Origin of the sequence: Geodermatophilus telluris, from assembly GCF_900102745.1 — a bacterium.
GTDB classification, from domain to species: domain Bacteria; phylum Actinomycetota; class Actinomycetes; order Mycobacteriales; family Geodermatophilaceae; genus Geodermatophilus; species Geodermatophilus telluris.
The window spans coordinates 15123-36881 of the sequence record NZ_FMZF01000005.1; the positions used below are offsets into that span (position 1 = coordinate 15123).

The window sequence follows — 21759 nt, forward strand, 5'->3', positions numbered from 1 at the left end:
TCCCCGAGCCGCGGCCCGCCTCGGCGGACTGCCCCTTCCGGGTGGACCGGCACCGCCCCGATGCGTCCACCGGCCTCCGCGTGCCGAAGAGGACGGGGTGAGCTCCCCCGCCGAGGCACGGACGCCTCTCCCCGCCGACCCCGTGCTCGCCGACGCCGTCCGCGGCGTGCACAGCGTGTTCCAGCCGATCGTCGAGCTCGACACGGGCCGGGTGGTGGCCTACGAGGCGCTCGCCCGGGGTCCGGTGGGCCCGCTCGAGCGCCCCGACGCGCTGTTCGCCGCCGCCCGCGCCGCCGGCCGGCTGGCCGAGCTGGACGAGGCCTGCCGGGCCGCCGCCTTCCGCGGTGCCGTCGACGCCGCGCTGGTCGCCCCGCTGACGCTGTTCGTCAACGTCGAGCCCGAGGTGCTCGACACCGCGCCGCTGGCCGACCTGCTGGCCATCGCCGAGCGCGCCCCCGGCCACCTGCGGGTGGTCATGGAGATCACCGAGCGCGCCCTGGCCGCGCGCCCGGCCGAGCTGCTGCGCACCGTGGAGCGGGTGCGCGAGCTGGGCTGGGCGATCGCCGTCGACGACGTCGGCGCGGAGTCGATGTCGCTGGCCTTCCTGCCGCTGCTGAGCCCCGACGTCGTCAAGCTCGACCTGCGCCTGGTGCAGGAGCGGCCCGGTCCCGCCGTCGCCGAGATCATGAACGCGGTCAACGCCCACGCCGAGCGCACCGGCGCCGTGGTGCTGGCCGAGGGCATCGAGCACGAGGAACACCTGCGCACCGCCCGGGGCCTGGGCGCCACCCTCGGCCAGGGCTGGCACTTCGGGCGTCCCGCGCCCGGCCCCGCCGACGGGCTGCCGGTGGGCGAGCTGGTGCTGCCCGGCGCCGGCCGGACCAGCGGCGCGCTCGGCGCGGTGTCCCCCTTCGCCTGCCTGCCCGACGACGTCCCGCTGCGGCGGGCACCCAAGGCGCTGCTCATCGAGCTGTCCAAGCAGCTGGAGCGGGAGGCCGCGCGGCTGGGCGAGACCTGCGTGGTGGCCGCGACGTTCCAGGAGGCCCGCCACTTCACCCCGTCGACCACCCGGCGCTACCGCGACCTGGTCGAGCGGACCGGCTTCGTGTGCGCGCTCGGCGAGGACCTGCCGGTCGAGCCGCTGCCGGACCTGCGCGGCGCCGCCCTGTCGCCGGAGGACCCGGTGCGCGGCGAGTGGGACGTCGCCGTGCTGTCCCCGCACTTCAGCGCGGCCCTGCTCGCCCGCGACCTGGGCGACGACGGTCCCGACCTGGAGCGCACCTTCGAGTACGCGCTCACCTACGAGCGCGGCACCGTGTCCCGTGCGGCGTCGTCCCTGCTGTCCCGGGTCGCGCCGCGCACCGGCCCGGCCCCCGCGACGGCGGCCCCCGCAGGCCCTCCGCCCGCCGGGACCGCGAGCCGGCCGGCCGCCGGCCTGGCCGTGGGGACGACGAACGCCGAGGTGCTGCTGCGCCGCGCCCTGGAGGCCACGCCGAGCGGGGTGACCGTGGTGGACATGCGGCTGCCCGACCAGCCGATCGTCTACGCCAACCAGGCGTTCCGGGACCTCGCCGGGCTGCCGTCGGAGGACATCCTCGGCCGCAACTGCCGGCTGCTGCAGAGCCCGGAGACCGACCCGGCCGCCGTGGACCGCATCCGCGCCGCCGTCGCCGCCGGGCGGGCCTGCCGCGAGACGGTGCTCAACCTGCGCGGCCCCGAGCGCACGCCGTGGTGGAACGAGCTGCACCTGGCGCCGGTGCACGACGCCGACGGCACGGTCGTGCAGTACATCGGCGTGCAGGTCGACGTCACCGCGCGGGTCGAGGCCGAGCGCGCGCTCGTCCGCGAGCGCGACCGCACGTCGGCCGCGCTGGCCCGCATCCAGGAGCTGGCCTACACCGACCCGCTCACCGGCCTGCTCAACCGGCGCCGGCTGGAGGAGCAGGTGGAGGCGGCGATCTGGGAGACGCGTGCCCGCGGCGACGCGCTCGGGCTGCTGTTCGTCGACCTCGACGGGTTCAAGGCGGTCAACGACCGCCTCGGCCACGCCGCCGGCGACGAGCTGCTGCAGCAGGTGGCGCGGCGGCTGCGCGACCGGGTCCGCCGCCGCGACCTGGTGGCCCGGCTCGGCGGCGACGAGTTCCTCGTGGCGCTGCCCGACCTGGCGCCGGAGACCGCGGTCGCCGAGGCCGGCCGGGTGGCCGAGGAGCTCGCCGCCTCCCTCGGCCGGCCGGTGGCGCTGCGCGGCACCGAGGTGACCGTGGGCGCGAGCGTCGGCGTGAGCGTCTGCCCGGCCGACGGCGTGGCGTTCGCCGACCTGCTGCACGCCGCCGACCTGCGGATGTACGAGCAGAAGGCGCAGCGCCGGGCGGCGGGCCGGGAGGTGCCGGTCCCGGCGTCCCCGGTGCCGCTGGGCTGACCGGCCGCCCGGCGTGCAGCCGGGCGCGGGAGGGGTAGGAGCGGGAGCCGGCGCGCCCGGCGCCGTCCCCTGCTGCCGTCCCCACGGCCGTCCCCGGAGGTCCGCCCGTGCCCGATCCCGCTGCGCCCTCCCGACGGCGGCCGCCCGGGCCGCTGGCGGCCGCGGCCCTCGTCACCCTGCCCGGCGTCTACCTGGGTGCGGCCGCCTACCTGGGCCTGCCCGCGCCGGACCTGCCCGCACCGCTGCAGGCGCTGCTCTACGGGACGGCGATCGTCGGGGCGGCGTTCCTGCTGTCGTGGGCCGCCGAGGCCGCGCAGGTCGACATCAGCGCCGGGCTGGCGCTGGCACTGCTCGCGCTGCTGGCCGTGCTGCCCGAGTACGCCGTCGACTTCGTGTTCACCTGGACCGCCGGGACGACGTTCGGCGACACCGGCTCGTGCACACCCCCCGGCGGCGGGGAGGACGCCTGCGGGCTGGCGCTGGCCAACATGACCGGCGCGAACCGGGTGCTCGTCGGCGTGGGCTGGCCGCTGGTCGTGCTGGTGGCGGCGGTCGCCGTCGCGCGCCGGCGCCGGGCCGGGGAGGCCGAGGCGCAGCGGCTGCCCCGCGGGGAGGTGCGGCTGGCGCCGTCCATGTCGCCGGAGGTCGTGTTCCTCGGCATCGCCACCCTGTACTCGCTGCACCTCCCGCTGCGCTCGAGCCTGACGATCGTCGACGCCGTCGTCCTCGTCACCGTCTTCGTGCTCTACGCCCGGCGGCTGGCGCAGGCCCCGGCCGAGGACCCCGACCTCATCGGCACCTCCGCCTGGCTCGGCGAGCAGCCGGAGCGGCGCCGGCGGACCTGGGTGGTCGGCGTCTTCGCGGTGGCCGCCGTGGTGATCCTGCTGTCGGCCGAGCACTTCGCCGAGTCGCTGGTGGAGACCGGCACCACCCTCGGCGTGGACGAGTTCCTGCTGGTGCAGTGGGTGGCGCCGCTGGCCAGCGAGGCGCCCGAGCTGATCGTCGCCTGCCTCTACGCCGCGCGGCTGCGCGCCTCGGACTCCCTGGGCACGCTGCTGTCGAGCAAGGTCAACCAGTGGACGCTGCTGGTGGGCACCATCCCGCTGGTCTTCGCGCTCAGCTCGACCTCGTTCTCGGGGCTGCCGCTGGACACCCAGCAGCGCACCGAGCTGCTGCTCACCGCGGCGCAGTCGCTGTTCGCCGTCTCGCTGCTGGTCGGCCTGCGGCTCACCACGACCGGCGCGGTCGCGCTGTTCGTGCTCTTCGCCGTGCAGTTCGCCGGCAGCATCCTGCTGCCCGCCGACGCCGACCGGGTGCTCGTCCTCGTGCTCTCCGGCGTCTACCTGGTGCTCGCGGTGGCCCGCTTCGCGCTGCGCGCCCGGACCACCCGGGGGCTGGCCCGCGACGGCACGGTCACCTCGTTCGCCGAGCTGGAGGAGCGGCAGACCGCCGGCGTGTGAGTCAGCGGCCGGCGGCCCGCCGTGCGGCCTGCTCGACCCGTTCCCGGTGGGCGGCGAACGCCGCGGCGTCGGGCCGGGTGAGGTTGTCGCTGCCCCGGCGCAGGCCCGCGGCGCCGTCGACACCCTCGCGCAGCACGTCGGCGTGCCCGGCGTGCCGGGCGACCTCGGCCAGCACGTGCACCAGCAGGGTGTGCAGCGTGGGCCGGTGCCGGTCCTCGGGCCACCACGGCACCTCGCCGGTGGTGTCGAGGTCGAGCGCGGCGACGGTGGCGTCGGCGTGCGCGGTGGCCCGCGCGTACCGGCCGAGGACGTCCTCGCGGCTCTCCTCGGGGCGCGCCCACAGGTCGTCGTCGGGCTCGGCGTCGGGGTCGTCCCAGGGCATCGGCTCGGGGAAGGGCCGGCCCAGGACGCCGCCGAGGTAGCCGGCCTCCACGCAGGCCAGGTGCGTGACCAGGCCGAGCAGGTTGGTGCCGGTGGGCGTCAGCGGCCGCCGGACGTCGTACTCCGAGAGCCCCTCGAGCTTCCACAGCAGCGCCTCGCGGGCGGAGGTGAGGTACTGCAGGAGGGTGGCCTTGGCGGCGTCGTCGTCCACGCCGTGAGTCAACCCTGGGCCAGCTGGGTGGCGTACAGGCAGATGGCGGCGGCCGCGGCCAGGTTCAGGCTCTCGGCCCGGCCGCGCATCGGGATCCGCACCCGGGCGTCGGCGGCCGCCGCCAGCTCCGGGGGCACCCCGCGGGCCTCGTTGCCGAACAGCCACAGCACCGGCCCGGCCAGCGCCGTCCCCAGCTCGTCGAGGGCGGTCTCGCCGCCGCCGTCGGCGGCCAGCACGGTGACACCGCGCTCCCGCACCGCGGCCACCAGCGGCCCGAGCGGGGCGCTGCGGACGACGTCGACGTGGAAGAGGCTGCCCGCGCTGGAGCGCACCGCCTTGCCGCCGAAGGGGTCGGCCGACCCGGCGCCGAACACCACCGCGCCCGCCCCGCAGGCGTCGGCGGTGCGCAGCACGGTGCCGGCGTTGCCCGGGTCGGCCAGGCCGGCCAGCCCGACGGCCAGCGGCGGCGGCGCGGCAGCCAGCGCGTCGGCGGGCACGTCGCGCAGCGCGCACACGGCGACCAGGCCCTGCGGCGTCACCGTCTCCGACAGCGAGGCGGCCGCCCGCTCGGTGACCAGCCGGACGGGGACGGCGGTCGCGGCGAGCAGGTCGCGGTGCGCGGCGGCGGCGGCCTCGGTGGCGAACACCTCCCGGACGTCCTCCCCGGCGGCCGCCAGCGCCTCGGACACCGCCTGGCGGCCCTCGGCGAGGAACGCGCCGGCGGTGTCGCGGCCGGCCCGCCGGGTCAGCTTGCGCGCCGCGGCGACCCGCCCCGACCGCTCGGTCAGCAGCTCGGTCACGTCGTCGTCCTCCCGTCTCGGTCGAGATCGCGCGATCTCGGCGCTCCCGGGGCCTCCCGGTGCCGAGATCGCGCGATCTCGACCGGGAGCACCGCGCGATCTCGACCGGGAGCACCCAGTCCCGTACACGCCGACGCCGCCGGCGCCGGCCCTGGTGGACCGGACGCCGGCGGCGTCGGGAGCGTGCCGGAACGGCTCAGGCGGCCTGCTCGCCGCCGGCCGGGGCGGCGGCGACGGCGGCGCGGGCGGTCTCCACCAGCGCGGCGAACGCGGCCGGCTCGTTGACCGCGAGCTCGGCGAGCACGCGGCGGTCGAGCTCGATGCCGGCCAGCTTCAGGCCCTGCATGAACCGGTTGTAGGTCATGTCGTTCTGGCGGGCCGCGGCGTTGATGCGGGTGATCCACAGCTTGCGGAAGTCACCCTTGCGCACCTTGCGGTCGCGGTAGTTGTAGGTGGCCGAGTGGAGGATCTGCTCCTTGGCCTTGCGGTACAGCCGCGACCGCTGACCCCGGTAGCCGCTGGCGGCCTCGAGGACGGTCCGGCGCTTCTTCTGGGCGTTGACCGCCCGCTTCACGCGTGCCACGTGAGAACTCCTTCGTACAGGTTGCGGAGGCGGGGGCTCAGATGCCCAGCAGCTTCTTGAGGGTCTTGGTGTCGGCCGGGGCGAGGACCTGGTCCTTCTCCAGCCGGCGCTTGCGCCGCGAGGACTTGTGCTCGAACTTGTGCTGGTTGTTGGCCTGCTCGCGCATGAGCTTGCCGGTGCCCGTCACGCGCACCCGCTTGGCGGTGCCCTTGTGGGTCTTCTGCTTCGGCATGTCCTCGTCGTCCTGTTCGTCCGTCGGTTCAGCGGCCACGGCGCCGCGCGGCAGCGTCCAGCTGCCGCACGGCACCGGCCGTGTCGGTGGTGCGGTCCTGCGCGTGCGACCGGTCAGGCCGTCGGGGTCTGCCCCTCGGCGGCCCGCTCGGCCTTGGCCTGGCGGCGGGCGCCGTCGGTCGCAGCCTGGTTCCGGTGCGGGGCGATCACCATGACCATGTTCCGGCCGTCCTGCTTGGGGTTGGACTCCACGACCCCCAGCTCGGAGACGTCCTGGGCCAGCCGCTGCAGGAGCCGGTAGCCCATCTCGGGTCGCGACTGCTCGCGCCCGCGGAACATCACGGTGATCTTGACCTTGTCGCCGCCCTTGAGGAAGCGCTCGACGTGGCCCTTCTTGGTCTCGTAGTCGTGCGGGTCGATCTTCAGGCGCAGCCGCATCTCCTTGATGACGGTGAGCGCCTGGTTCCGCCGGGCCTCGCGGGCCTTCTGGGCGGACTCGTACTTGAACTTCCCGTAGTCCATCAGCTTGACGACCGGCGGACGGGCCATCGGCGCGACCTCGACGAGGTCCAGCTCGGAGTCCTGCGCCAGGCGCAGCGCCTCGCCGATCGGCACGATGCCGACCTGCTCGCCCTCGGGGCCGACCAGGCGGACCTCGGGGACGCGGATACGGTCGTTGATACGGGGCTCGGTGATGGCCTCTCCTCTGCTCATTCCACGGGAGGAGCCGCGCCCGACCGGGCACCGGTACGACGCGGGCCCCGTGAGCAGGTGCTCACAGGGCCCGTCCGCCGGTGCGGCACGACCCGGGGGTCGTGCCGGTCGCGGAGCGACGGCCGGGGCCGGCCGTGCTCTCGCTATCCGGGACCTGGGCGCCTCAGCGGCGCCAGGTGGGAGCGGGCTCCTCTTGGTCAGCGGCCCGGGGCAGGGCCGCTGGAAGGTGGTTCGCGCGCCTCGTGTAGCGGGGAGGCTCGCCCATGCTACAGCGTCGCGCCCGCCCCGGTCATTCCCGGGGGTGACGTGCTGGAACGGCCCCGCCGACGTGCTGGAACGGCCCTGGTGACGTGCTGGAACGGCCTCCTCGCAGGGCCCCGCCGCGAGCGGAGCGAGTGGCGGGGGGCGAGGAGGTCCTTCTTCAGTCGTCGTAGAGCAGCGGCGGCGGCGCGGGCTGCCGGGCCCGGGCGGCCGCGTGCAGGGCGCGCAGCCCCTCGACGGCGACCGCCGCCCGCTCGCCGTCGACGGCCTGCACGGCCACGACGGCCAGCTCGTCGCCGTTGGTGAGGTCCAGGCTCGCCCAGGCGGCGCCGCGGTCGAAGCGGACGGCGCGGACGGCCTCCCACGGCAGCTCGGCGCGGCCGAGCAGGTTGCGCACCCGCACGCCGGCGGCGTCGGCGTCCACCCGGGGGCGGCCGAGCGCGAGGACCCCGGCGCCGAGGAAGAGGCCCAGGCCCGCCATGGCCACCTGGTCGGCCGGGCCGAAGACGACCACGCCGGTGGATGACTCCGTCAGCAGCAGCGCGACCACGGTCATCGCGGCGACGATCCCCGCGGCGACCAGCGCGCAGGCCAGCCGGAGCCGGCGCGGGACGGCGGTGACGCGGTCGGGTGCGGCGGGCGGGGTGGGCACGCCCGCCATGGTCCCAGGCCGATCGGGTCCCAGGCCGGTCGTCCCGGGCCGCGGCTGGCAGAGTGCGGGCCGTGGAGGTGACCGGCGCCGCGCAGCGGGCGGCCTGGCAGCAGCGGTCGGTGCCGCCGGTCGAGGCGGTGCGGCCCGGCCTGTGGTCGGTGCCCGTGCCGATGGGCGGACCGCTGCGCTGGGTGAACGCCTACGTGCTCGAGCTCGCCGGCGGCGGGCTGGGTCTCGTCGACACCGGCTGGGGCGCCGACGAGAGCTGGGACGCGCTGTGCGCGGGGCTCACCGCGATCGGCGGGGACGTCGCCGACGTGCGCGGCGTGCTGGTCACCCACCTGCACTTCGACCACGTCGGCCTGGCCCAGCGGGTGCGCGAGGCCTCGGGCGCGTGGGTGGCGATGCACCCGGCCGACGTCGCCGACCTCCGGTCGATGACCGACGCCTCCCCGGAGGAGTCCACGGAGCGCGAGGTCGCCTTCCTGGTCTCCCTCGGCGCGCCGGAGGACGACGCGCGCGCCGACGCCGGCACCCCCGAGGAGCGCGCCTCCTGGCGGCGGCTGGTGCGGCCCGACCGGCTGCTGGAGGACGGCGACCGGGCGGACCTGCCCGGCTGGTCGCTGCGCGCCGTCCACACGCCGGGGCACACCGCCGGCCACCTGTGCTTCGCCGACGAGGCGACCGGGCTGTTCTTCTCCGGCGACCACGTGCTGCCGCGGATCAGCCCGAACATCTCCACGCACGCCGGTGGCCTGGCCGACCCGCTGCGCGACTACCTCGGGTCGCTGGAGGCGGTCGCCGGGCGGGAGGTCGAGGAGGTGCTGCCCGGGCACGAGTGGCGCTTCCGCGGGCTGGCCGAGCGGACCGGCGAGCTGCGCGCCCACCACGAGCGACGGCTGGCCGAGCTGCTGGCCGCCGTCCGGGAGCACCCGGGCAGCACGCCGTGGGACCTGGCCGCGCACCTGACCTGGTCGCGCCCGTGGGCGGACTACGAGCGGCGGATGCGGATCTTCGCCGTCACCGAGACCGACGCGCACGTGCGGCTGCTGGCCGGCCGGGGGCTGGTGGCCGGGGACGGCGGCGCGGTGCCGCGCTGGAGCGCAGCGCGGCTGCGGTGACCGGGCACTAGCCTGGGTCCCGCAGGCCGGGGACCTCGAGACGACGGGGTCGCCACGGCCGCTGCCCGCGAGGTGCCCGTGCGCCAGGACGCCCCCCAACCCATGCCGCTGGCCGACGAGCTGTCGGTCGTCTCCGCCCGCGTGTCGGGCCTGCTCCTGTCCGAGGAGACCGTGGCCGCCGCGCTCGGCCTGGTCAGCTCGCTCCTGCTCGAGACCGTCCCGGAGGCCGCCGGCGCCGGCGTCACCATCGTCGACCGGTCCGGGCGGCGGACGTCCGGGGCGACCGACCCCCGGGTCGAGCGCGCCGACGCGCTGCAGTACGAGCTCGACGAGGGGCCGTGCCTGGCCGCCGTCGCCGGCCGGACCCTGGTGCGCGTCGAGGACCTGCGCACCGACGGCCGCTGGCCGCGCTGGGCGGCGGCCGCCGTCGACCTGGGGCTGGTGTCGTGCGCGAGCGCCCCGCTGGTGGCCGGGGACCGTGCACTCGGCGCGCTCAAGGTCTACCGCGGCGGTGCGGGCGGCTTCACCGCCCACGACGCCCGGGTGCTCACCCTCTCCGCGGCGCAGGCCGCGCTGCTGGTCACCCACGTCACCGCCCGGGAGCGGGCCCGCCGGGCCAGCGACGACCTGCGGCGGGCCGTGGCGGCCAGGGACGTGGTGAGCACCGCCAAGGGCGTGCTGATGGCCCGGCACGGCATCGGCGAGGAGACGGCACTGGCCATGCTGCTGTCCCGCTCCGGAGGGGACGCCGGCACGCTGCGGCAGGCGGCCCGGGCGGTGGTCGACTCGGCCGTCCGCCGGCTGCGCTGATGACGCGGCCCGTCGACGGCCCCGCCGAGGAGCGGCGGGCCCTGCTGCGGGCCGCGTTCGGGTACGCCGACCTCACCCTCGAGCAGCTGTGGCTGCGGTACTTCGAGCTGGGGGGCGACGCCGACCTGTTCGACCTGGAGACGCACCTCGACGGGCTGGCGTGCCTGCCGGACGTCGACGGCGACCTGCTGGCGGTCGCGGTCAACGAGCGGCTCGACGAGCTCTCCGCGGCCCGCCGGGTGCCCTTCTCGCGTCCGCTGCGCCCGCCGCGGCCCACCGCCGGGCCGCTGGCCGCCCTGGTGCAGCTGCTCGAGGCCGCCCGGACCGCGCCCCCGGACCGGCTGGCGCCGCTCGCCGCCAAGGCCGGCCGGGCCCTCGGCGTCGACGTCGCCGTGCACGTCGTCGACCACGAGCAGCGCTCGCTGGTCCGGCTCCCCCACGGCCGGGCGTGCAGCGAGCCGATCGCCGTCGACGGCACGCTGCCCGGCCGCGTCTTCCAGTCCGGCCGGCTGCTGCCCTCGGAGGCCGGCGGTGTCCCCCGCCTGTGGCTGCCGCTGCTCGACGGCGCCGACCGCGTGGGCGTGCTCGAGGTGCGCACGGCGAGGGCCCGCGACCTCGAGGACCCCACCCTGCGGGAGCAGTGCGGGTGGCTGGCCGCGATGATCGCCCACCTGGTGGTCTCGCTGGGGCTCCACGGCGACGCCGTGGAGCGCACCCGGCGCGGCCGCCCGCGGTCGCCGTCGGCCGAGCTGGTCTGGCAGCAGCTGCCGCCGCTCACCGCCGCGACCGACGACTTCGTCCTGGCCGGCCTGCTGGAGCCGAGCGCGGACGTCGGCGGGGACGCCTTCGACTACGCCCTCGGCGAGGACACGGTGTGGATGACCGTCCTCGACGCCATGGGACACGGTCTGGGCGCCGGGCTGATGACCGCCGCCACGCTCGCCACCGCCCGCAGCGCCCGGCGGGACGGGCGCGGCATCCACGACCAGGCCCGCGCGATCGACGAGGTGGTCGCCGCCACGTTCCCCGGCAGCGCCTTCGTCACCGGCGTGCTGGCCGAGCTGGACGTGGCCTCGGGGCGGCTGCGCTACGTCCGGGCCGGGCACCCGCCGCCGCTGCTGCTGCGCGACGGGCGGGTGGTCAAGGAGCTCAGCGGCAGCGGGCGGGTGCCCTTCGGGCTGGCGACCGCCGGCTTCGCGGTGGCCGAGGAGGTGCTCGAGCCCGGGGACTGGCTGGTCCTCTACACCGACGGCATCACCGAGGCGCGGGACTCCGCCGGGCGGTGGTTCGGCGAGCAGCGGCTGGTCGAGTTCCTGACCCGGGCGGCGGCGGCCGGGCAGCCGCCGCCGGAGACGGTCCGCCGGCTGGTGCACGCCGTCCTCGAGCACCAGGACGGCGTGCTCCAGGACGACGCGAGCATCCTCGTCGCCTCGTGGGCCGCCCGCTGACCCCGGGGCCACCCGCGCGGGCACGTCACACGCCCGCAACGACCGTCGCGGACGATGGGGACGTGCCCTCCTCCCCCGCCGTCCCTCCCTGCGACGAGGCCGCCGGGCCGGCCCCGCTGGCCGGCTACACGGTGGCCGTCACCGCCGCCCGGCGCCGGGAGGAGCTCGGCGCGCTGCTCGACCGGCGGGGCGCCCGCGTCGTCTACGCGCCGGCGATCCGGATCGTGCCGCTGGCCGACGACGCGGAGCTGGTCGCGGCCACCGAGGCGGTGCTGGCCGCGCCGGTCGACCTCGTCGTGGCCACCACCGGCGTCGGGTTCCGCGGGTGGCTCGAGGCCGCCGAGGCGTGGGACCTGCCGCTGGTCGGGCACCTGCGCGGTGCCCGGGTGCTGGCCCGCGGCCCCAAGGCGCGCGGCGCCATCCGCGGCGGCGGGCTGGTGGACGCGTGGTCGCCGCCGTCGGAGTCGTCGGCGGAGGTGCTCGAGCACCTGCTGTCGGGGGCCGAGGGGCCGCTGGCCGGGCGGCGCGTGGCCGTGCAGCTGCACGGCGACCCGCTGCCGGAGTTCGTCGCCGCGCTGCGCGCCACCGGCGCCGACGTGCTGACCGTGCCGGTGTACCGGTGGGTGCTGCCCGAGGACGTCGGCCCGCTGCGCCGGCTGGTCGGCTCGGTGGCGGCCGGGGCGGTGGACGCGGTGACCTTCACCAGCGCCCCGGCGGCGGCCAGCCTCCTGTCGGAGGCGCGCGGGCTGGGGCTGCACGCCGACGTGGTGGCCGCGCTGACCGGGCCGGTGCTGCCCGTGGCGGTGGGCCCGGTGACGGCGGCGCCGCTGGAGGCGGCCGGGATCCGCACCGTGCAGCCGGAGCGGTCCCGGCTGGGGGCGCTGGCCCGCGAGGTGGTGGCCCGGCTGCCCGAGCGCGGCCCGGTGCTGGCGGTGGGCGGGGCGACGCTGCAGGTGCGGGGGCACGCGGCGGTGCTCGACGGCCGGCTGGTCGAGCTGCCGCCGGGCCCGATCGCGGTGCTGCGGGCGCTGGCGGCCCGGCCCGGGGTCGTCGTCGCCAAGGCCGACCTGGTGGGCGGGCTGCCCGGCGGCGGGGACGCCCACGCCGTCGAGATGGCGGTGACCCGGCTGCGCGCCGCGCTCGGGCCCGGGGTGGTCGAGACCGTGGTCAAGCGCGGGTACCGCCTCGCGGCCTGACCGCCGGTGCACGTCCGCGGAGGTGCCCGGTGCACGTCCGCGGACGCGCACCCTCACACGCCGGCCGAGCGGGCGCCCGGGCGCAGGTAGACCGCCCAGGTGAGCAGGACGCAGGCGGCGTAGAAGGCGATGAACACCAGGTAGGCCGCCTCCCCGCTGCCGGTGGTGAGGAACGACTGGCGGAACGCCAGGTTCACCAGCACCCCGCCGAAGGCGCCGACCGCGCCGGCGATGCCGATGAGCGCCCCCGACATCCGCAGCGCGTGCCGGTCGGCGGTGGCGCCGTCCACACCGGCCGCGACGGCCCGCCGCGCCCGGGTGCGGAAGACCGCCGGGATCATCGTGTAGGTCGAGCCGTTGCCCAGGCCGCTGAGCACGAACAGCAGCACGAACCCGGCGAGGAACAGCGGCAGCGACCCCGCCCGGCTGGCGGCGAACACGAGCCCGGCGCCGGCGGCCATCGCGACGAAGGCCCAGCAGGTGATCCGGGCGCCGCCGAGGCGGTCGGCCAGCGAGCCGCCGAGCGGGCGGGCCAGGCTGCCCAGCAGCGGGCCCAGCCAGGTCAGCGACGCCGCGGCCAGCGGGGTGGCGAAGTCCTGCGCGAACTGGTTCTGCAGCACCTGGCCGAAGGCGAACCCGAAGCCGATGAACGAGCCGAAGGTGCCGACGTAGAGGAACGAGACCACGTAGGTGTGCGGCTCGCGGGTGGCCTCGCGGAGGGCCCGCGGCTGGTTGCGCGCCGTCGCCAGGTCGTCCATCACCCAGGCCGCGCCGACGGCGGCCACGACGACCAGCGGCAGGTACACGGCCAGCACGACCCGGGGGTGCTCGGCGCCGGCGGTGGCCAGGACCAACAGGCCGACGAACTGCACGACGGGGACGCCGAGGTTCCCGCCGCCGGCGTTGACGCCCAGCGCCCAGCCCTTGAGCCGGTCGGGGTAGAAGGCGTTGATGTTGGCCATCGAGCTGGCGAAGTTGCCCCCGCCCACCCCCGCCAGGCAGGAGACGACCAGCAGCGTGGTGTAGGAGACGCCGGGCTCGAGGACGACGGCGGTGGCGAGCGCCGGCACCAGCAGCAGGGCGGCGCTCACGACCGTCCAGGTGCGGCCGCCGAACCGGGCCACGGCGAAGGTGTAGGGCAGCCGGACGAACGCGCCCAGCGCCGTCGGCAGGGTGGTGAGCAGGAACTTGCCGGCCGGGTCGATGCCGTACACGGCCTCCGGCAGGAACAGCACGAGGACCGACCACAGGCTCCAGATCGAGAAGCCGACGTGCTCGGAGAACACCGAGAAGACCAGGTTGCGGCGGGCGACCCGCCGGCCGGTCGACTCCCAGAACGCGGGGTCCTCGGGGCGCCAGTCGTCGATCCAGCGGCCGCGGCGCGGCCGGGTGGGCGGTGCGGCGGTGGGTGGTGCGGTGGTGGGTGGTGCGGCGGTGGGTGCTGCGGCGGTGGGTGCTGCGGTGCGGGTGGGGGCGGCCATGGACCAGCAGCGTCGAGGGCCGCGGTTTCCCCGCCGTCGCCTGCGGGCGCACCCCGTGTTCCGTTGTGCGCACCGGCCCTGCCCCGCTGTGGTGAGGGTCCCGGCCACCGGCCGACAGGACCGGGCGGGAACGACGATGATCAGTGCGTGGACCACGTGGAGGTCGCGCCCGGGCGCGCGCTGGTGGAGTCCGGTGAGCTGGTGGCCGGCTCGATGGCGCGCTCGGCGGCCGGGCTGCTGTTCGACGGCGAGGCGGCGCGCGTGCGCCTCGACGACCGGCTCGCCGCGTGGCTCCGGCGGACGGCGACGGCGGCCGACGCCGACCTGCCGGCCCCGGTCCCCCGCCGCGGGCGCTGCCGGGCCGGGGCGGCGCTGGCCTTCGCCGCCGAGCTGTCGGTCACCCGCGCCGCGCAGGGCCGGTCGGTGCGCTCCGACGGCTTCCTCGCCCCCGGCCCGGGCGAGCGCGCCCCGGCCGACGAGCTGGCCGAGGCGGTGGTGCGGGCGGCCGCGGACACGACCGAGGAGTGGCGGGTCCGGCACCTGGGCTACCTGCTGGCCGAGGCCGCCGTCTCCCCCGACCTGGACGCCGCCGTCGTGCGCCTGGGGCTGCGGCTGGCCGGCGAGCTGACCGGCCGGCAGCTGGTGCTGCTCGCCGCCGTCGGCCGGCGCGAGCGGCTGCCGCTGCCGATGACGCCGGTGCCGCAGGACCCCCGCGGGTGGACGGCGTGGGGCGCGCTCGAGGACCTCACCGACCTGCAGCACCGCGGCCTGCTCGACCCCCCGCCGGCCCGGCCCCGGCCCGGCGGGGCGGCGCTCCCCCGGCTGCGCCCGGCCGACCTGCGGCTGACCCGCCGCGGCGTGCTGGTGCACCGGCTGCTGGTGCTGGACTTCGTCCGCGACGAGGCCGTCGCAGCCGCGCTGGCCGACCTCGGCTGAGCCCCGCCGCGCGCCGGCCCGTTGATCCCGGCTCCGGCGCGGTGCCACCATCGCCGTCGTGTCCGGCTCCGCCGCCGATCGGCTGGCCCGGCAGGCCGACGGCTACCTGGTCACCCAGCTGCTGCACACCGCCGTCGTCCTGGGCGTGCCCGACGCGCTGGCCGGGGGGCCGCGCGACGCCGTCGACCTGGCCGGCGAGCTCGGTGCGCGGCCCGGCCCGCTGCACCGGGTGCTGCGCGGGCTGGCCGCCGAGGAGGTGCTCGCCGAGACCGGGGACGGCCGGTTCGCCCTGACCGACACCGGCCGGCTGCTGTGCGCCGGGGTGCCCGGCTCGCTGCGCGACTGGGTGGCCACGCGTGGCGGGCTCTACTTCGGCGCGGCCGCCGGGCTGCCCGCGGCGGTGCGGGACGGGAGCACGCCGTACGAGACGGTCCACGGCCTGCCCTTCTTCGCGCACCTGTCGGCCGACCCGGCGCGGCTGGCGACGTTCCAGGCGGCGATGGCCGACCGGTCGGCCCGCGAGGCGGGGGCGGTCGTCGCCGCCTACGACGCCGGCGGGTTCTCCTCGGTCGTGGACGTCGGTGGCGGCCGCGGGACGCTGCTGCGCGCCGTCCGCGAGCGGGCGCCGGGCGCCGACGTCGTCCTGTTCGACCTGCCCGAGGTGGTGGCCGGCAGCGACCTGCCGGCCGCCGGCGGCGACTTCTTCACCGCGGTGCCCGCCGGCGCCGACGCCTACCTGCTGTCCCGGGTGCTGCACGACTGGGACGACGGCGACGCGCTGCGCGTGCTGCGCACCTGTCGGGCGGCGATGCGGCCGGACTCGGTGCTGCTCGTGGTGGAGGCCGTGCTGCCCGAGCGGGCCGCCGACGACGCCGCCGCGGTGCGCATGGACCTGCACATGCTCCTGCTGCTGCACGGCTGCGAGCGCACCGCGACCGAGTACGCCGCCCTGTGCGCGGCGGCCGGGCTGCGGCTCACCCGCGACGTGCCGACCGACGCCGGCGTGCACGTGCTCGAGGCGCGCCCCGCCTGAGCGGGGCCCCTCGGGCACCATGGCCGGTGTGGACGACGGCGCCCGCGACCCGGTGACCCCGGACCACTGCGACCACGTGCCGGGGCCGTTCTTCCACGGGACGCGGGCCGACCTCGCCGTCGGTGACGAGCTGGTCCCCGGCCGCGGGTCGAACTTCCAGGCCGGCCGGGTGATGAACCACGTCTACTTCACGGCGCTGGTCGAGACCGCCGCCTGGGGAGCGCAGCTGGCGACGGCGCTGGCCGGGAGCGAGGAGCGGGGGCACGTCTACGTCGTCGAGCCCCTGGGTCCCTTCGAGGACGACCCGAACGTCACCGACAAGCGCTTCCCGGGCAACCCGACGCGGTCCTACCGCACCCGGTCCCCGCTGCGCGTCGTCGGCGAGGTCGAGGACTGGGAGGGGCACTCGCCGGAGGCGGTCCGGGCGATGCTGGACGGCCTGGCGCGGTTGCGGGAGCAGGGCCTCGACGTCATCGAGGACTGACCGCCCCTCCGTGCAGATCCGCGGAGTCGCCCCGTGCACGTCCGCGGAGTTGCCCGGATCGGGTCAGGCGTCGACGACGAGCAGGCCGTCGACCTCGCGGACCGGGTAGACCGTCAGCGGCCCGGCGTCGCCCGTCGAGGACCCGTCGCGCCACCGGAACCCGTGGAGGTGCAGCGGGCAGACGAGCACGTCGGGGTCGGTCTGCCCGTCGGCGAGCGGCCCGCCGGCGTGCGGGCAGGCGGCCTGGGTGGCGTGCAGCGAGCCGTCGCGCAGCCGGAAGACGGCGACCTGCACGCCGCCCGCGACGAAGGCCCGCCCCTCCCCCGGCGGCACGTCCTCGGCCCGCCCGACGGTGTGCGCCCGGACGCCGGGAGGGGCGACGGGGCGGGTGTCGGTGACGCTCACCGGACCGGCACCTGCGGCAGCGGGAGCAGCGGCAGCGACGTCGCGAACTGCCCGGGCGTCGCCGGCTCGGGCCCGTCCTGGCCCCACGGGTCCGTGTAGGCGTCCACCGAGCGCTGCAGCGCGGCGTCGAGGTCGGCGCAGGTGCCGTCGGCGTCGTCGACCACCACCGACCGGATCCGCGCCGGTCCCACCCGGGGCACGAAGTCGTAGGTGCGCTCGAGCCAGTTGGCGTGCTCCCGGTAGTACTGCACGAACCGGCCGGCGACGGTGAGCACCTCCTCCGGGGAGCCGACGGTGGCCAGCAGGTCGCCCTTGCGGACCGAGGCCCCGGCGGCCCCGCCGACGTACACCTCCCAGCGCCCGGTGCCGACGGCGACCACGCCGACGTCCTTGACGTAGGCCTCCGCGCAGTTCCGCGGGCACCCGACGACGGCCATCTTGACCTTCGCGGGGCTCTCGATGCCCTGGAAGCGCGTCTCCATCGCGATGCCCAGCGCCGTGGAGTCGTCCAGGCCGAAGCGGCAGAAGTCGCTGCCCACGCAGGTCTTCACGGTGCGCGTGGTCTTGCCGTAGGCGTACCCGGAGGGCATGCCGAGGTCGGCCCACACCGCGGGCAGGTCCTCCTTGCGGACGCCGAGCAGGTCGATCCGCTGCCCGCCGGTGACCTTGACCATCGGCACCTCGTACCTCTCGGCGACGTCGGCGATGCGGCGCAGCTGCGCGGGCGTGGTGACGCCGCCCTTCATCTGCGGGACGACGGAGAAGGTGCCGTCGCGCTGGATGTTGGCGTGCACGCGGTCGTTGATGAACTCGCCGTCCTTCTCGGGGAGGAAGTCCACCCCCCACACCGTCTTGAGCAGCGAGGTCAGGCCCGTCTTCGACCGCGCGTCCTCCTTGCCGCCGGGGGCGAGCGCGGCGAAGACCGCCGAGACGCTGCGCAGGTCGCGCTCGCGGATCGCGGCCACGAGGTCGGGCTTGGCCAGCGGGACGCCCGGCACGTACCACGCCGCGGCGGGGTCCTCGGCGACGTCGCCGTCGGCGGCCCACTCCACCACCTGCGCGACGAGCGCCTTGCACGAGCCGCAGCCCCGGCCGGCGCGGGTGCGGTCCATGACCGCCCCGACGCTGCCGCAGCCGTCGGCGACCGCCCCGCAGATCGCGCCCTTGGTGACGCCGTTGCAGTTGCAGACCCGCGCGTCGGCCGGCATGTCGGCGACGGCGACCTCGGCGGGCCCGTCGGCGAGGTCGACGAGCAGCCGGATGCGCTCCTCGGGCAGCGCGCTGCCGCGGTCGAACGCCTGGGTCAGGGCCGCGACCCTGCGCGTGTCGCCGAGCAGCGTGGCGCCGACGAGCCGGTCGTCGCGGACCACCACCGACAGGTGCACGCCCCGCTTCGGCTCGGAGACGACCAGGAGCTCGTCGGAGTCCCGCTCGGGGGCGCTCATCCCCATGGTCGCGACGTCGACCCCGGCCACCTTGAGCTTGGTCGCCGTCCGGCTGCCGTGGTACTCCGCCGCCGGGTCGGTGCCGGTGAGCACGTCGGCGAGCACCCGGGCGTGCTCCCAGGCGGGCGCGACCAGCCCGTACACCTCGCCGCGGTGCTGGGCGCACTCGCCGATGGCGTAGACGTCGGGGTCGTCGGTGCGCAGCTGGTCGTCGACGACGACCCCGCGCTCGACCTCCAGCCCCGACCGGACGGCCACGTCGGTGTGCGGGCGCACGCCGGCGGCGACGACCAGCAGGTCACAGTCCAGCCGCCGCCCGTCCCGGAGCAGCACGCCCTCGACGTGCCCCTCGCCGAGCACCTCGGTGGCCAGCACGTCGAGGTGCACGCGGATGCCGAGCGCCGCCACGCTGCGCTCGAGGACCGCGCCGGCCTCCCGGGAGAGCTGGGCGTTCATCAGCCACGGCGCGGCGTGCACGAGGTCGACGTCGACGCCGTGGCCCTGCAGCGCGCGGGCGGCCTCCAGGCCCAGGAGCCCGCCGCCCAGGACGACGGCGCGTCGGCACCGGCCGACCGCGTCGAGCATGGCGCGGGTCTCGTCGATGGTGCGGAAACCGTGCACGCCGGGCAGCAGCTCGCCGTCCCCGCGCCGGACCCCGGCCATCGGCGGGACGAAGGAGTACGAGCCCGTGGCCAGCACCAGGTGGTCGTAGGGGGCGGCGGTGCCGTCGGAGGCGTACGCGAGCTTGGCGGCGGTGTCGAGCCGTTCGACGCGGACGCCGGCCCGCAGCTGCACCCCGTTGTCGGCGTACCAGTCGTGGCTGTTGAGGACGATCTCGTCCTCGCCCGTCTCCCCGGCCAGCACCGGGCTGAGCATGATCCGGTTGTAGGTGCCGTGCGGCTCGTCGCCGAGGACGGTGATCCGGAACTGCTCCCCGCCGCCGCGCTCGAGCACCTCCTCGACGAACCGGGCGCCGGCCATGCCGGTGCCCACGACGACGAGCCGCGGGCGGGGGTCGAGGTCGTCGTCCACCGCCAGGGAGGTGAGCCCGTGCGGGCGGCCGCCGAGGACGGTCATCAGACCTCCACCAGGCCCAGGTCGACGACCAGCTCGCCGGTGACGCCCTCGGGCGCGGCGGCGTGCAGCTCGACGAGGCAGCCGCCGGGCAGGTCCTCGACCACCCGCAGCGGCACGTGCACGTCGCCCTTCGCGCCGATCGGGAACCAGCGCACCGGCTCGCCGTCGCGCACCAGCAGGACGCAGACCAGCTCCGCGGTCGAGTTCCCGCCGCGGAAGTACAGCGCCTGGGCGGTGGCGCCGGCGGGCACCTGGTAGCGCAGGGCGGGGTCGACCGGCCCGGGCTTGCCCAGGCCCTCGCCGGTCAGCGGGAACACGCCTTGCAGGAACTTCGGGCTGCTTCTCACGGGGTGACTCCTCCTCGTGCTCCGGGACGGCTGCCGGGGCTGGTGCGGTGCAGGTCGGGTGTGCGGCCGCGGGGCGGGCTGGGTCGCGGCGTCCGGCGCGGGGATGCGCTCCGCGGGGCCGCCGACCCGGGTGACGGCGACGGCGCAGACCTTGAAGGCGGGCATCCGGCTGACCGGGTCGAGCGCGGGGTCGGTGAGCGCGTTGGCGCTGGAGCCGCCGCCCCAGTGGAAGGGGACGAAGACGACGTCGGGGTGGACGGCGTCGGTGACCGCGGCGGCGAAGCGGGCCCGGCCGCGGCGGGTGGCCAGCTCGACGACGTCGTCGTGGGCGATGCCCAGCCGGCGGGCGAGGTCGGGGTGGATCTCCGCCCGCGGGGTGGGTGCGACCAGCGCGAGGCTGCGCGACCGCCGCGTCTGGGTGCCCGACTGGTACTGCGCGAGCACCCGGCCGGTGGTGAGCACGTGCGGGTACCCGGCGTCGGGCTGCTCGTGCGCGTCGACGTGGTGCACCGGCACGAACCGGGCGCGGCCGTCGGGCGTGGCGAACCGCTCGGTGAACAGCCGCGGCGTCCCCGGGTGCGCCGGCTCGTCGTCCGGGGTGGCCGGGCACGGCCAGAACACGCCCTGCTCGGCGTCGATCCGGTCGTAGGTGATGCCCGAGTAGTCGGCGGTGCCGCCGGCGCTGGCCCGACCCAGCTCGGCGAAGACGGTCTCCGGGTCGGCGGAGAAGCCGGGCGCGCCGAGCCGCTCGGCCAGCTCGGCGAGCAGCTGCAGGTCGTCGCGGACCCCCTCGGGCGGGTCGAGGGCCCGCCGGCGGCGGACCACCCGGCCCTCGAGGTTGGTCATCGTCCCCGACTCCTCGGCCCACATCGCGCTGGGCAGCACGACGTCGGCGAGCTCGGCGGTCTCGGAGAGGAAGAAGTCGCTGACGGCGAGGAAGTCCAGGTCGCGCAGCCGGCTGACGACGCGGCGGGCGTCGGGCGCGGAGACGGCGACGTTGGAGGCGAGCACCAGCAGCGTGCGCACACCGCCGTCGGTGCCCAGGGCGTCGAGCAGCTCGAAGGCGCTGCGGCCCGGCCGCGGCAGGTCGTCGGGGTCCACGCCCCAGACGGCGGCCACGTGCGCCCGGTCGGCGGGGTCGGCGAGCCGGCGGTAGCCGGGCAGCTGGTCGGCCTTCTGCCCGTGCTCGCGGCCGCCCTGCCCGTTGCCCTGGCCGGTGACGGTGCCCCAGCCGCTGCCGGGCCGGCCGGGCAGCCCGAGCGCCAGCGCCAGGTTCAGCCACGCGGTGGCGGTGTCGGTGCCGCTGCGGTGCTGCTCGGCGCCGCGGGCGGTGAGCACGACTGCCTTCTCCGCCCGGGCGAGGGCCCGCACCACCTGCCGCTGCCGGTCCACCGGCACGCCGGTGAGCCGCTCGACCCGGTCGGGCCAGTAGCCGGCCACGGCCTCGCGGACGGCGGCGAAGCCGGTGGTGCGGGCGGCGACGTACGCCTCGTCGACCAGCCCCTCGGCGACGGCGGTGTGCAGCAGCCCGTTGGCCAGCGCCAGGTCGGTGCCCGGCAGCGGCTGCAGGTGCAGGCCGGCGGCGCGGGCGGTCGCCGTCCGCCGGGGGTCGACGACGACGTGCAGCGCGCCGCGCTCGCGGCCGGCCTGCAGGTGCTGCACGGCCGGCGGCATGGTGTCGGCCGGGTTGCTGCCCACCAGCACGACGACGTCGGCCCCGGCGACGTCGGCCAGCGGGAAGGGCAGCCCGCGGTCGAGGCCGAGGGCGCGGGTGGCCGCGGCCGCCGCCGAGGACATGCAGAACCGGCCGTTGTAGTCGATCGCGCTGGTGCGCAGCGCGACGCGGGCGAACTTGCCGAACGCGTAGGCCTGCTCGTTGGTCAGCCCCCCGCCGCCGAAGCACCCGACGGCGTCGCGGCCGTGCCGGGCCTGGGTCGCCCCGATCGCCGCCACGACCCGGTCGAGGGCCTCCGTCCAGGTCGACTCCACGAGTGGGCTGGTGCGGTCGCCGGGCACCGCCCGGACCAGCGGGCGGGTCAGCCGCTCGGGGTGGTCGAGCAGCTCGTGCGCCGACCAGCCCTTGGCGCACAGCCCGCCGCGGTTGGTCGGGAAGTCCAGCGGGACCAGGGTCGGCGGCCGGTCGCCGGCGGTCACCGCCATGCCGCACTGCAGCGAGCAGTAGGGGCAGTGGGTCTCGGTGGTCCGCGTGCGGGGACCGGCCGGGACGGCACCGGGGACGAGGGCTGCGGGCACGCCTGTAGAGG

At 77.1% G+C, this 21759-nt stretch carries 19 protein-coding genes; 9 read left to right on the forward strand and 10 right to left on the reverse strand.

Annotated features, from left to right (window positions below):
* Nucleotides 1-97: 97 nt before the first annotated feature.
* Both BLQ97_RS15960 and BLQ97_RS15965 read left to right on the forward strand, forming a co-directional pair.
* Nucleotides 98-2419 carry a diguanylate cyclase domain-containing protein gene (locus BLQ97_RS15960; protein ID WP_245692272.1) on the forward strand — a complete coding sequence of 774 codons (2322 nt, stop codon included), beginning with the start codon at nucleotides 98-100 and terminating at the stop codon, nucleotides 2417-2419.
* Nucleotides 2420-2526: 107 nt separating this feature from the next.
* Nucleotides 2527-3879 (forward strand): sodium/calcium exchanger protein, encoded by a 1353-nt coding sequence (locus BLQ97_RS15965; protein WP_091367032.1) that lies wholly within the window; start codon nucleotides 2527-2529, stop codon nucleotides 3877-3879.
* Between the two features lies 1 nt (nucleotide 3880).
* Here the strand turns inward: BLQ97_RS15965 and BLQ97_RS15970 are convergent, their stop codons facing one another.
* The 6 genes from BLQ97_RS15970 to BLQ97_RS15995 form a co-directional block, all read right to left on the reverse strand.
* Nucleotides 3881-4471 (reverse strand): DinB family protein, encoded by a 591-nt coding sequence (locus BLQ97_RS15970; RefSeq protein WP_091367033.1) that lies wholly within the window; start codon nucleotides 4469-4471, stop codon nucleotides 3881-3883.
* A gap of 8 nt (nucleotides 4472-4479) precedes the next feature.
* On the reverse strand, nucleotides 4480-5271 hold the full coding sequence (locus BLQ97_RS15975) for a TrmH family RNA methyltransferase (RefSeq protein WP_091367034.1): 792 nt from the start codon (nucleotides 5269-5271) through the stop codon (nucleotides 4480-4482).
* 196 nt (nucleotides 5272-5467) lie between these two features.
* Nucleotides 5468-5854, reverse strand: a complete 387-nt coding sequence (rplT, locus tag BLQ97_RS15980) for a 50S ribosomal protein L20 (protein WP_091367035.1) — start codon at nucleotides 5852-5854, stop codon at nucleotides 5468-5470.
* A 37-nt stretch (nucleotides 5855-5891) separates the two neighbouring features.
* Entirely contained in the window at nucleotides 5892-6086 is a 195-nt protein-coding gene (gene rpmI, locus BLQ97_RS15985) for a 50S ribosomal protein L35 (RefSeq protein ID WP_091367340.1), read from the reverse strand.
* Nucleotides 6087-6199: 113 nt separating this feature from the next.
* On the reverse strand, nucleotides 6200-6799 hold the full coding sequence (gene infC / locus BLQ97_RS15990; RefSeq protein ID WP_091367036.1) for a translation initiation factor IF-3: 600 nt from the start codon (nucleotides 6797-6799) through the stop codon (nucleotides 6200-6202).
* Between the two features lie 421 nt (nucleotides 6800-7220).
* A complete protein-coding gene (locus tag BLQ97_RS15995; protein WP_091367037.1) occupies nucleotides 7221-7721 on the reverse strand; it encodes a PH domain-containing protein in 501 nt (166 codons plus the stop codon).
* 62 nt (nucleotides 7722-7783) lie between these two features.
* On the opposite strand from BLQ97_RS15995, the gene BLQ97_RS16000 reads away from it, so the two are divergent.
* From BLQ97_RS16000 to BLQ97_RS16015, 4 genes are all read left to right on the forward strand, one after another.
* A complete protein-coding gene (locus tag BLQ97_RS16000) occupies nucleotides 7784-8833 on the forward strand; it encodes an MBL fold metallo-hydrolase (RefSeq protein ID WP_217637229.1) in 1050 nt (349 codons plus the stop codon).
* A 102-nt stretch (nucleotides 8834-8935) separates the two neighbouring features.
* A complete protein-coding gene (locus BLQ97_RS16005; protein WP_091367038.1) occupies nucleotides 8936-9643 on the forward strand; it encodes a GAF and ANTAR domain-containing protein in 708 nt (235 codons plus the stop codon).
* Nucleotides 9643-11091, forward strand: a complete 1449-nt coding sequence (locus tag BLQ97_RS16010) for a PP2C family protein-serine/threonine phosphatase (RefSeq protein WP_091367039.1) — start codon at nucleotides 9643-9645, stop codon at nucleotides 11089-11091. The genes BLQ97_RS16005 and BLQ97_RS16010 overlap by 1 nt, the downstream gene beginning before the upstream one ends.
* A 62-nt stretch (nucleotides 11092-11153) precedes the next feature.
* Nucleotides 11154-12287, forward strand: coding sequence for a uroporphyrinogen-III synthase (locus BLQ97_RS16015; protein ID WP_091367040.1), 1134 nt, complete (start codon nucleotides 11154-11156; stop codon nucleotides 12285-12287).
* Nucleotides 12288-12340: 53 nt separating this feature from the next.
* Here BLQ97_RS16015 and BLQ97_RS16020 read toward each other — a convergent pair whose 3' ends face one another.
* Nucleotides 12341-13768: an MFS transporter gene (locus BLQ97_RS16020; protein WP_091367041.1), complete on the reverse strand. Its 1428-nt coding sequence runs from the start codon at nucleotides 13766-13768 to the stop codon at nucleotides 12341-12343.
* 147 nt (nucleotides 13769-13915) lie between these two features.
* Between BLQ97_RS16020 and BLQ97_RS16025 the strand changes: the two genes are divergently transcribed.
* The 3 genes from BLQ97_RS16025 to arr are packed head-to-tail and all read left to right on the forward strand — an operon-like array spanning nucleotide 13916 to nucleotide 16221.
* Entirely contained in the window at nucleotides 13916-14704 is a 789-nt protein-coding gene (locus BLQ97_RS16025) for a hypothetical protein (RefSeq protein ID WP_091367042.1), read from the forward strand.
* Between the two features lie 58 nt (nucleotides 14705-14762).
* Nucleotides 14763-15737 (forward strand): methyltransferase, encoded by a 975-nt coding sequence (locus BLQ97_RS16030; protein WP_139173707.1) that lies wholly within the window; start codon nucleotides 14763-14765, stop codon nucleotides 15735-15737.
* A gap of 28 nt (nucleotides 15738-15765) precedes the next feature.
* On the forward strand, nucleotides 15766-16221 hold the full coding sequence (arr, locus tag BLQ97_RS16035; RefSeq protein WP_245692274.1) for an NAD(+)--rifampin ADP-ribosyltransferase: 456 nt from the start codon (nucleotides 15766-15768) through the stop codon (nucleotides 16219-16221).
* Nucleotides 16222-16284: 63 nt separating this feature from the next.
* Here the strand turns inward: arr and BLQ97_RS16040 are convergent, their stop codons facing one another.
* From BLQ97_RS16040 to BLQ97_RS16050, 3 genes are read right to left on the reverse strand one after another with little or no spacing between them, the layout of a single operon-like run.
* Nucleotides 16285-16626 carry a Rieske (2Fe-2S) protein gene (locus tag BLQ97_RS16040; RefSeq protein WP_091367045.1) on the reverse strand — a complete coding sequence of 114 codons (342 nt, stop codon included), beginning with the start codon at nucleotides 16624-16626 and terminating at the stop codon, nucleotides 16285-16287.
* Complete coding sequence (gene nirB / locus BLQ97_RS16045) at nucleotides 16623-19148, reverse strand: nitrite reductase large subunit NirB (RefSeq protein ID WP_091367046.1); 2526 nt, start codon at nucleotides 19146-19148, stop codon at nucleotides 16623-16625. The genes BLQ97_RS16040 and nirB overlap by 4 nt, the downstream gene beginning before the upstream one ends.
* The gene (locus BLQ97_RS16050; RefSeq protein ID WP_245692277.1) at nucleotides 19148-21748 is read right to left on the reverse strand and encodes a molybdopterin oxidoreductase family protein; all 2601 of its coding nucleotides are present in this window, start codon (nucleotides 21746-21748) and stop codon (nucleotides 19148-19150) included. The genes nirB and BLQ97_RS16050 overlap by 1 nt, the downstream gene beginning before the upstream one ends.
* Nucleotides 21749-21759 lie beyond the last annotated feature (11 nt).

What these genes read in the sequence shown, in the direction of transcription:
- rpmI (WP_091367340.1), bottom strand. Translation starts at nt 6,086, where the DNA reads ATGCCGAAGCAGAAGACCCACAAGGGCACCGCCAAGCGGGTGCGCGTG.
- infC (WP_091367036.1), bottom strand. Translation starts at nt 6,799, where the DNA reads ATGAGCAGAGGAGAGGCCATCACCGAGCCCCGTATCAACGACCGTATC.
- BLQ97_RS15995 (WP_091367037.1), bottom strand. Translation starts at nt 7,721, where the DNA reads ATGGCGGGCGTGCCCACCCCGCCCGCCGCACCCGACCGCGTCACCGCC.
- BLQ97_RS16005 (WP_091367038.1), top strand. Translation starts at nt 8,936, where the DNA reads ATGCCGCTGGCCGACGAGCTGTCGGTCGTCTCCGCCCGCGTGTCGGGC.
- BLQ97_RS16010 (WP_091367039.1), top strand. Translation starts at nt 9,643, where the DNA reads ATGACGCGGCCCGTCGACGGCCCCGCCGAGGAGCGGCGGGCCCTGCTG.
- BLQ97_RS16020 (WP_091367041.1), bottom strand. Translation starts at nt 13,768, where the DNA reads ATGGCCGCCCCCACCCGCACCGCAGCACCCACCGCCGCAGCACCCACC.
- nirB (WP_091367046.1), bottom strand. Translation starts at nt 19,148, where the DNA reads ATGACCGTCCTCGGCGGCCGCCCGCACGGGCTCACCTCCCTGGCGGTG.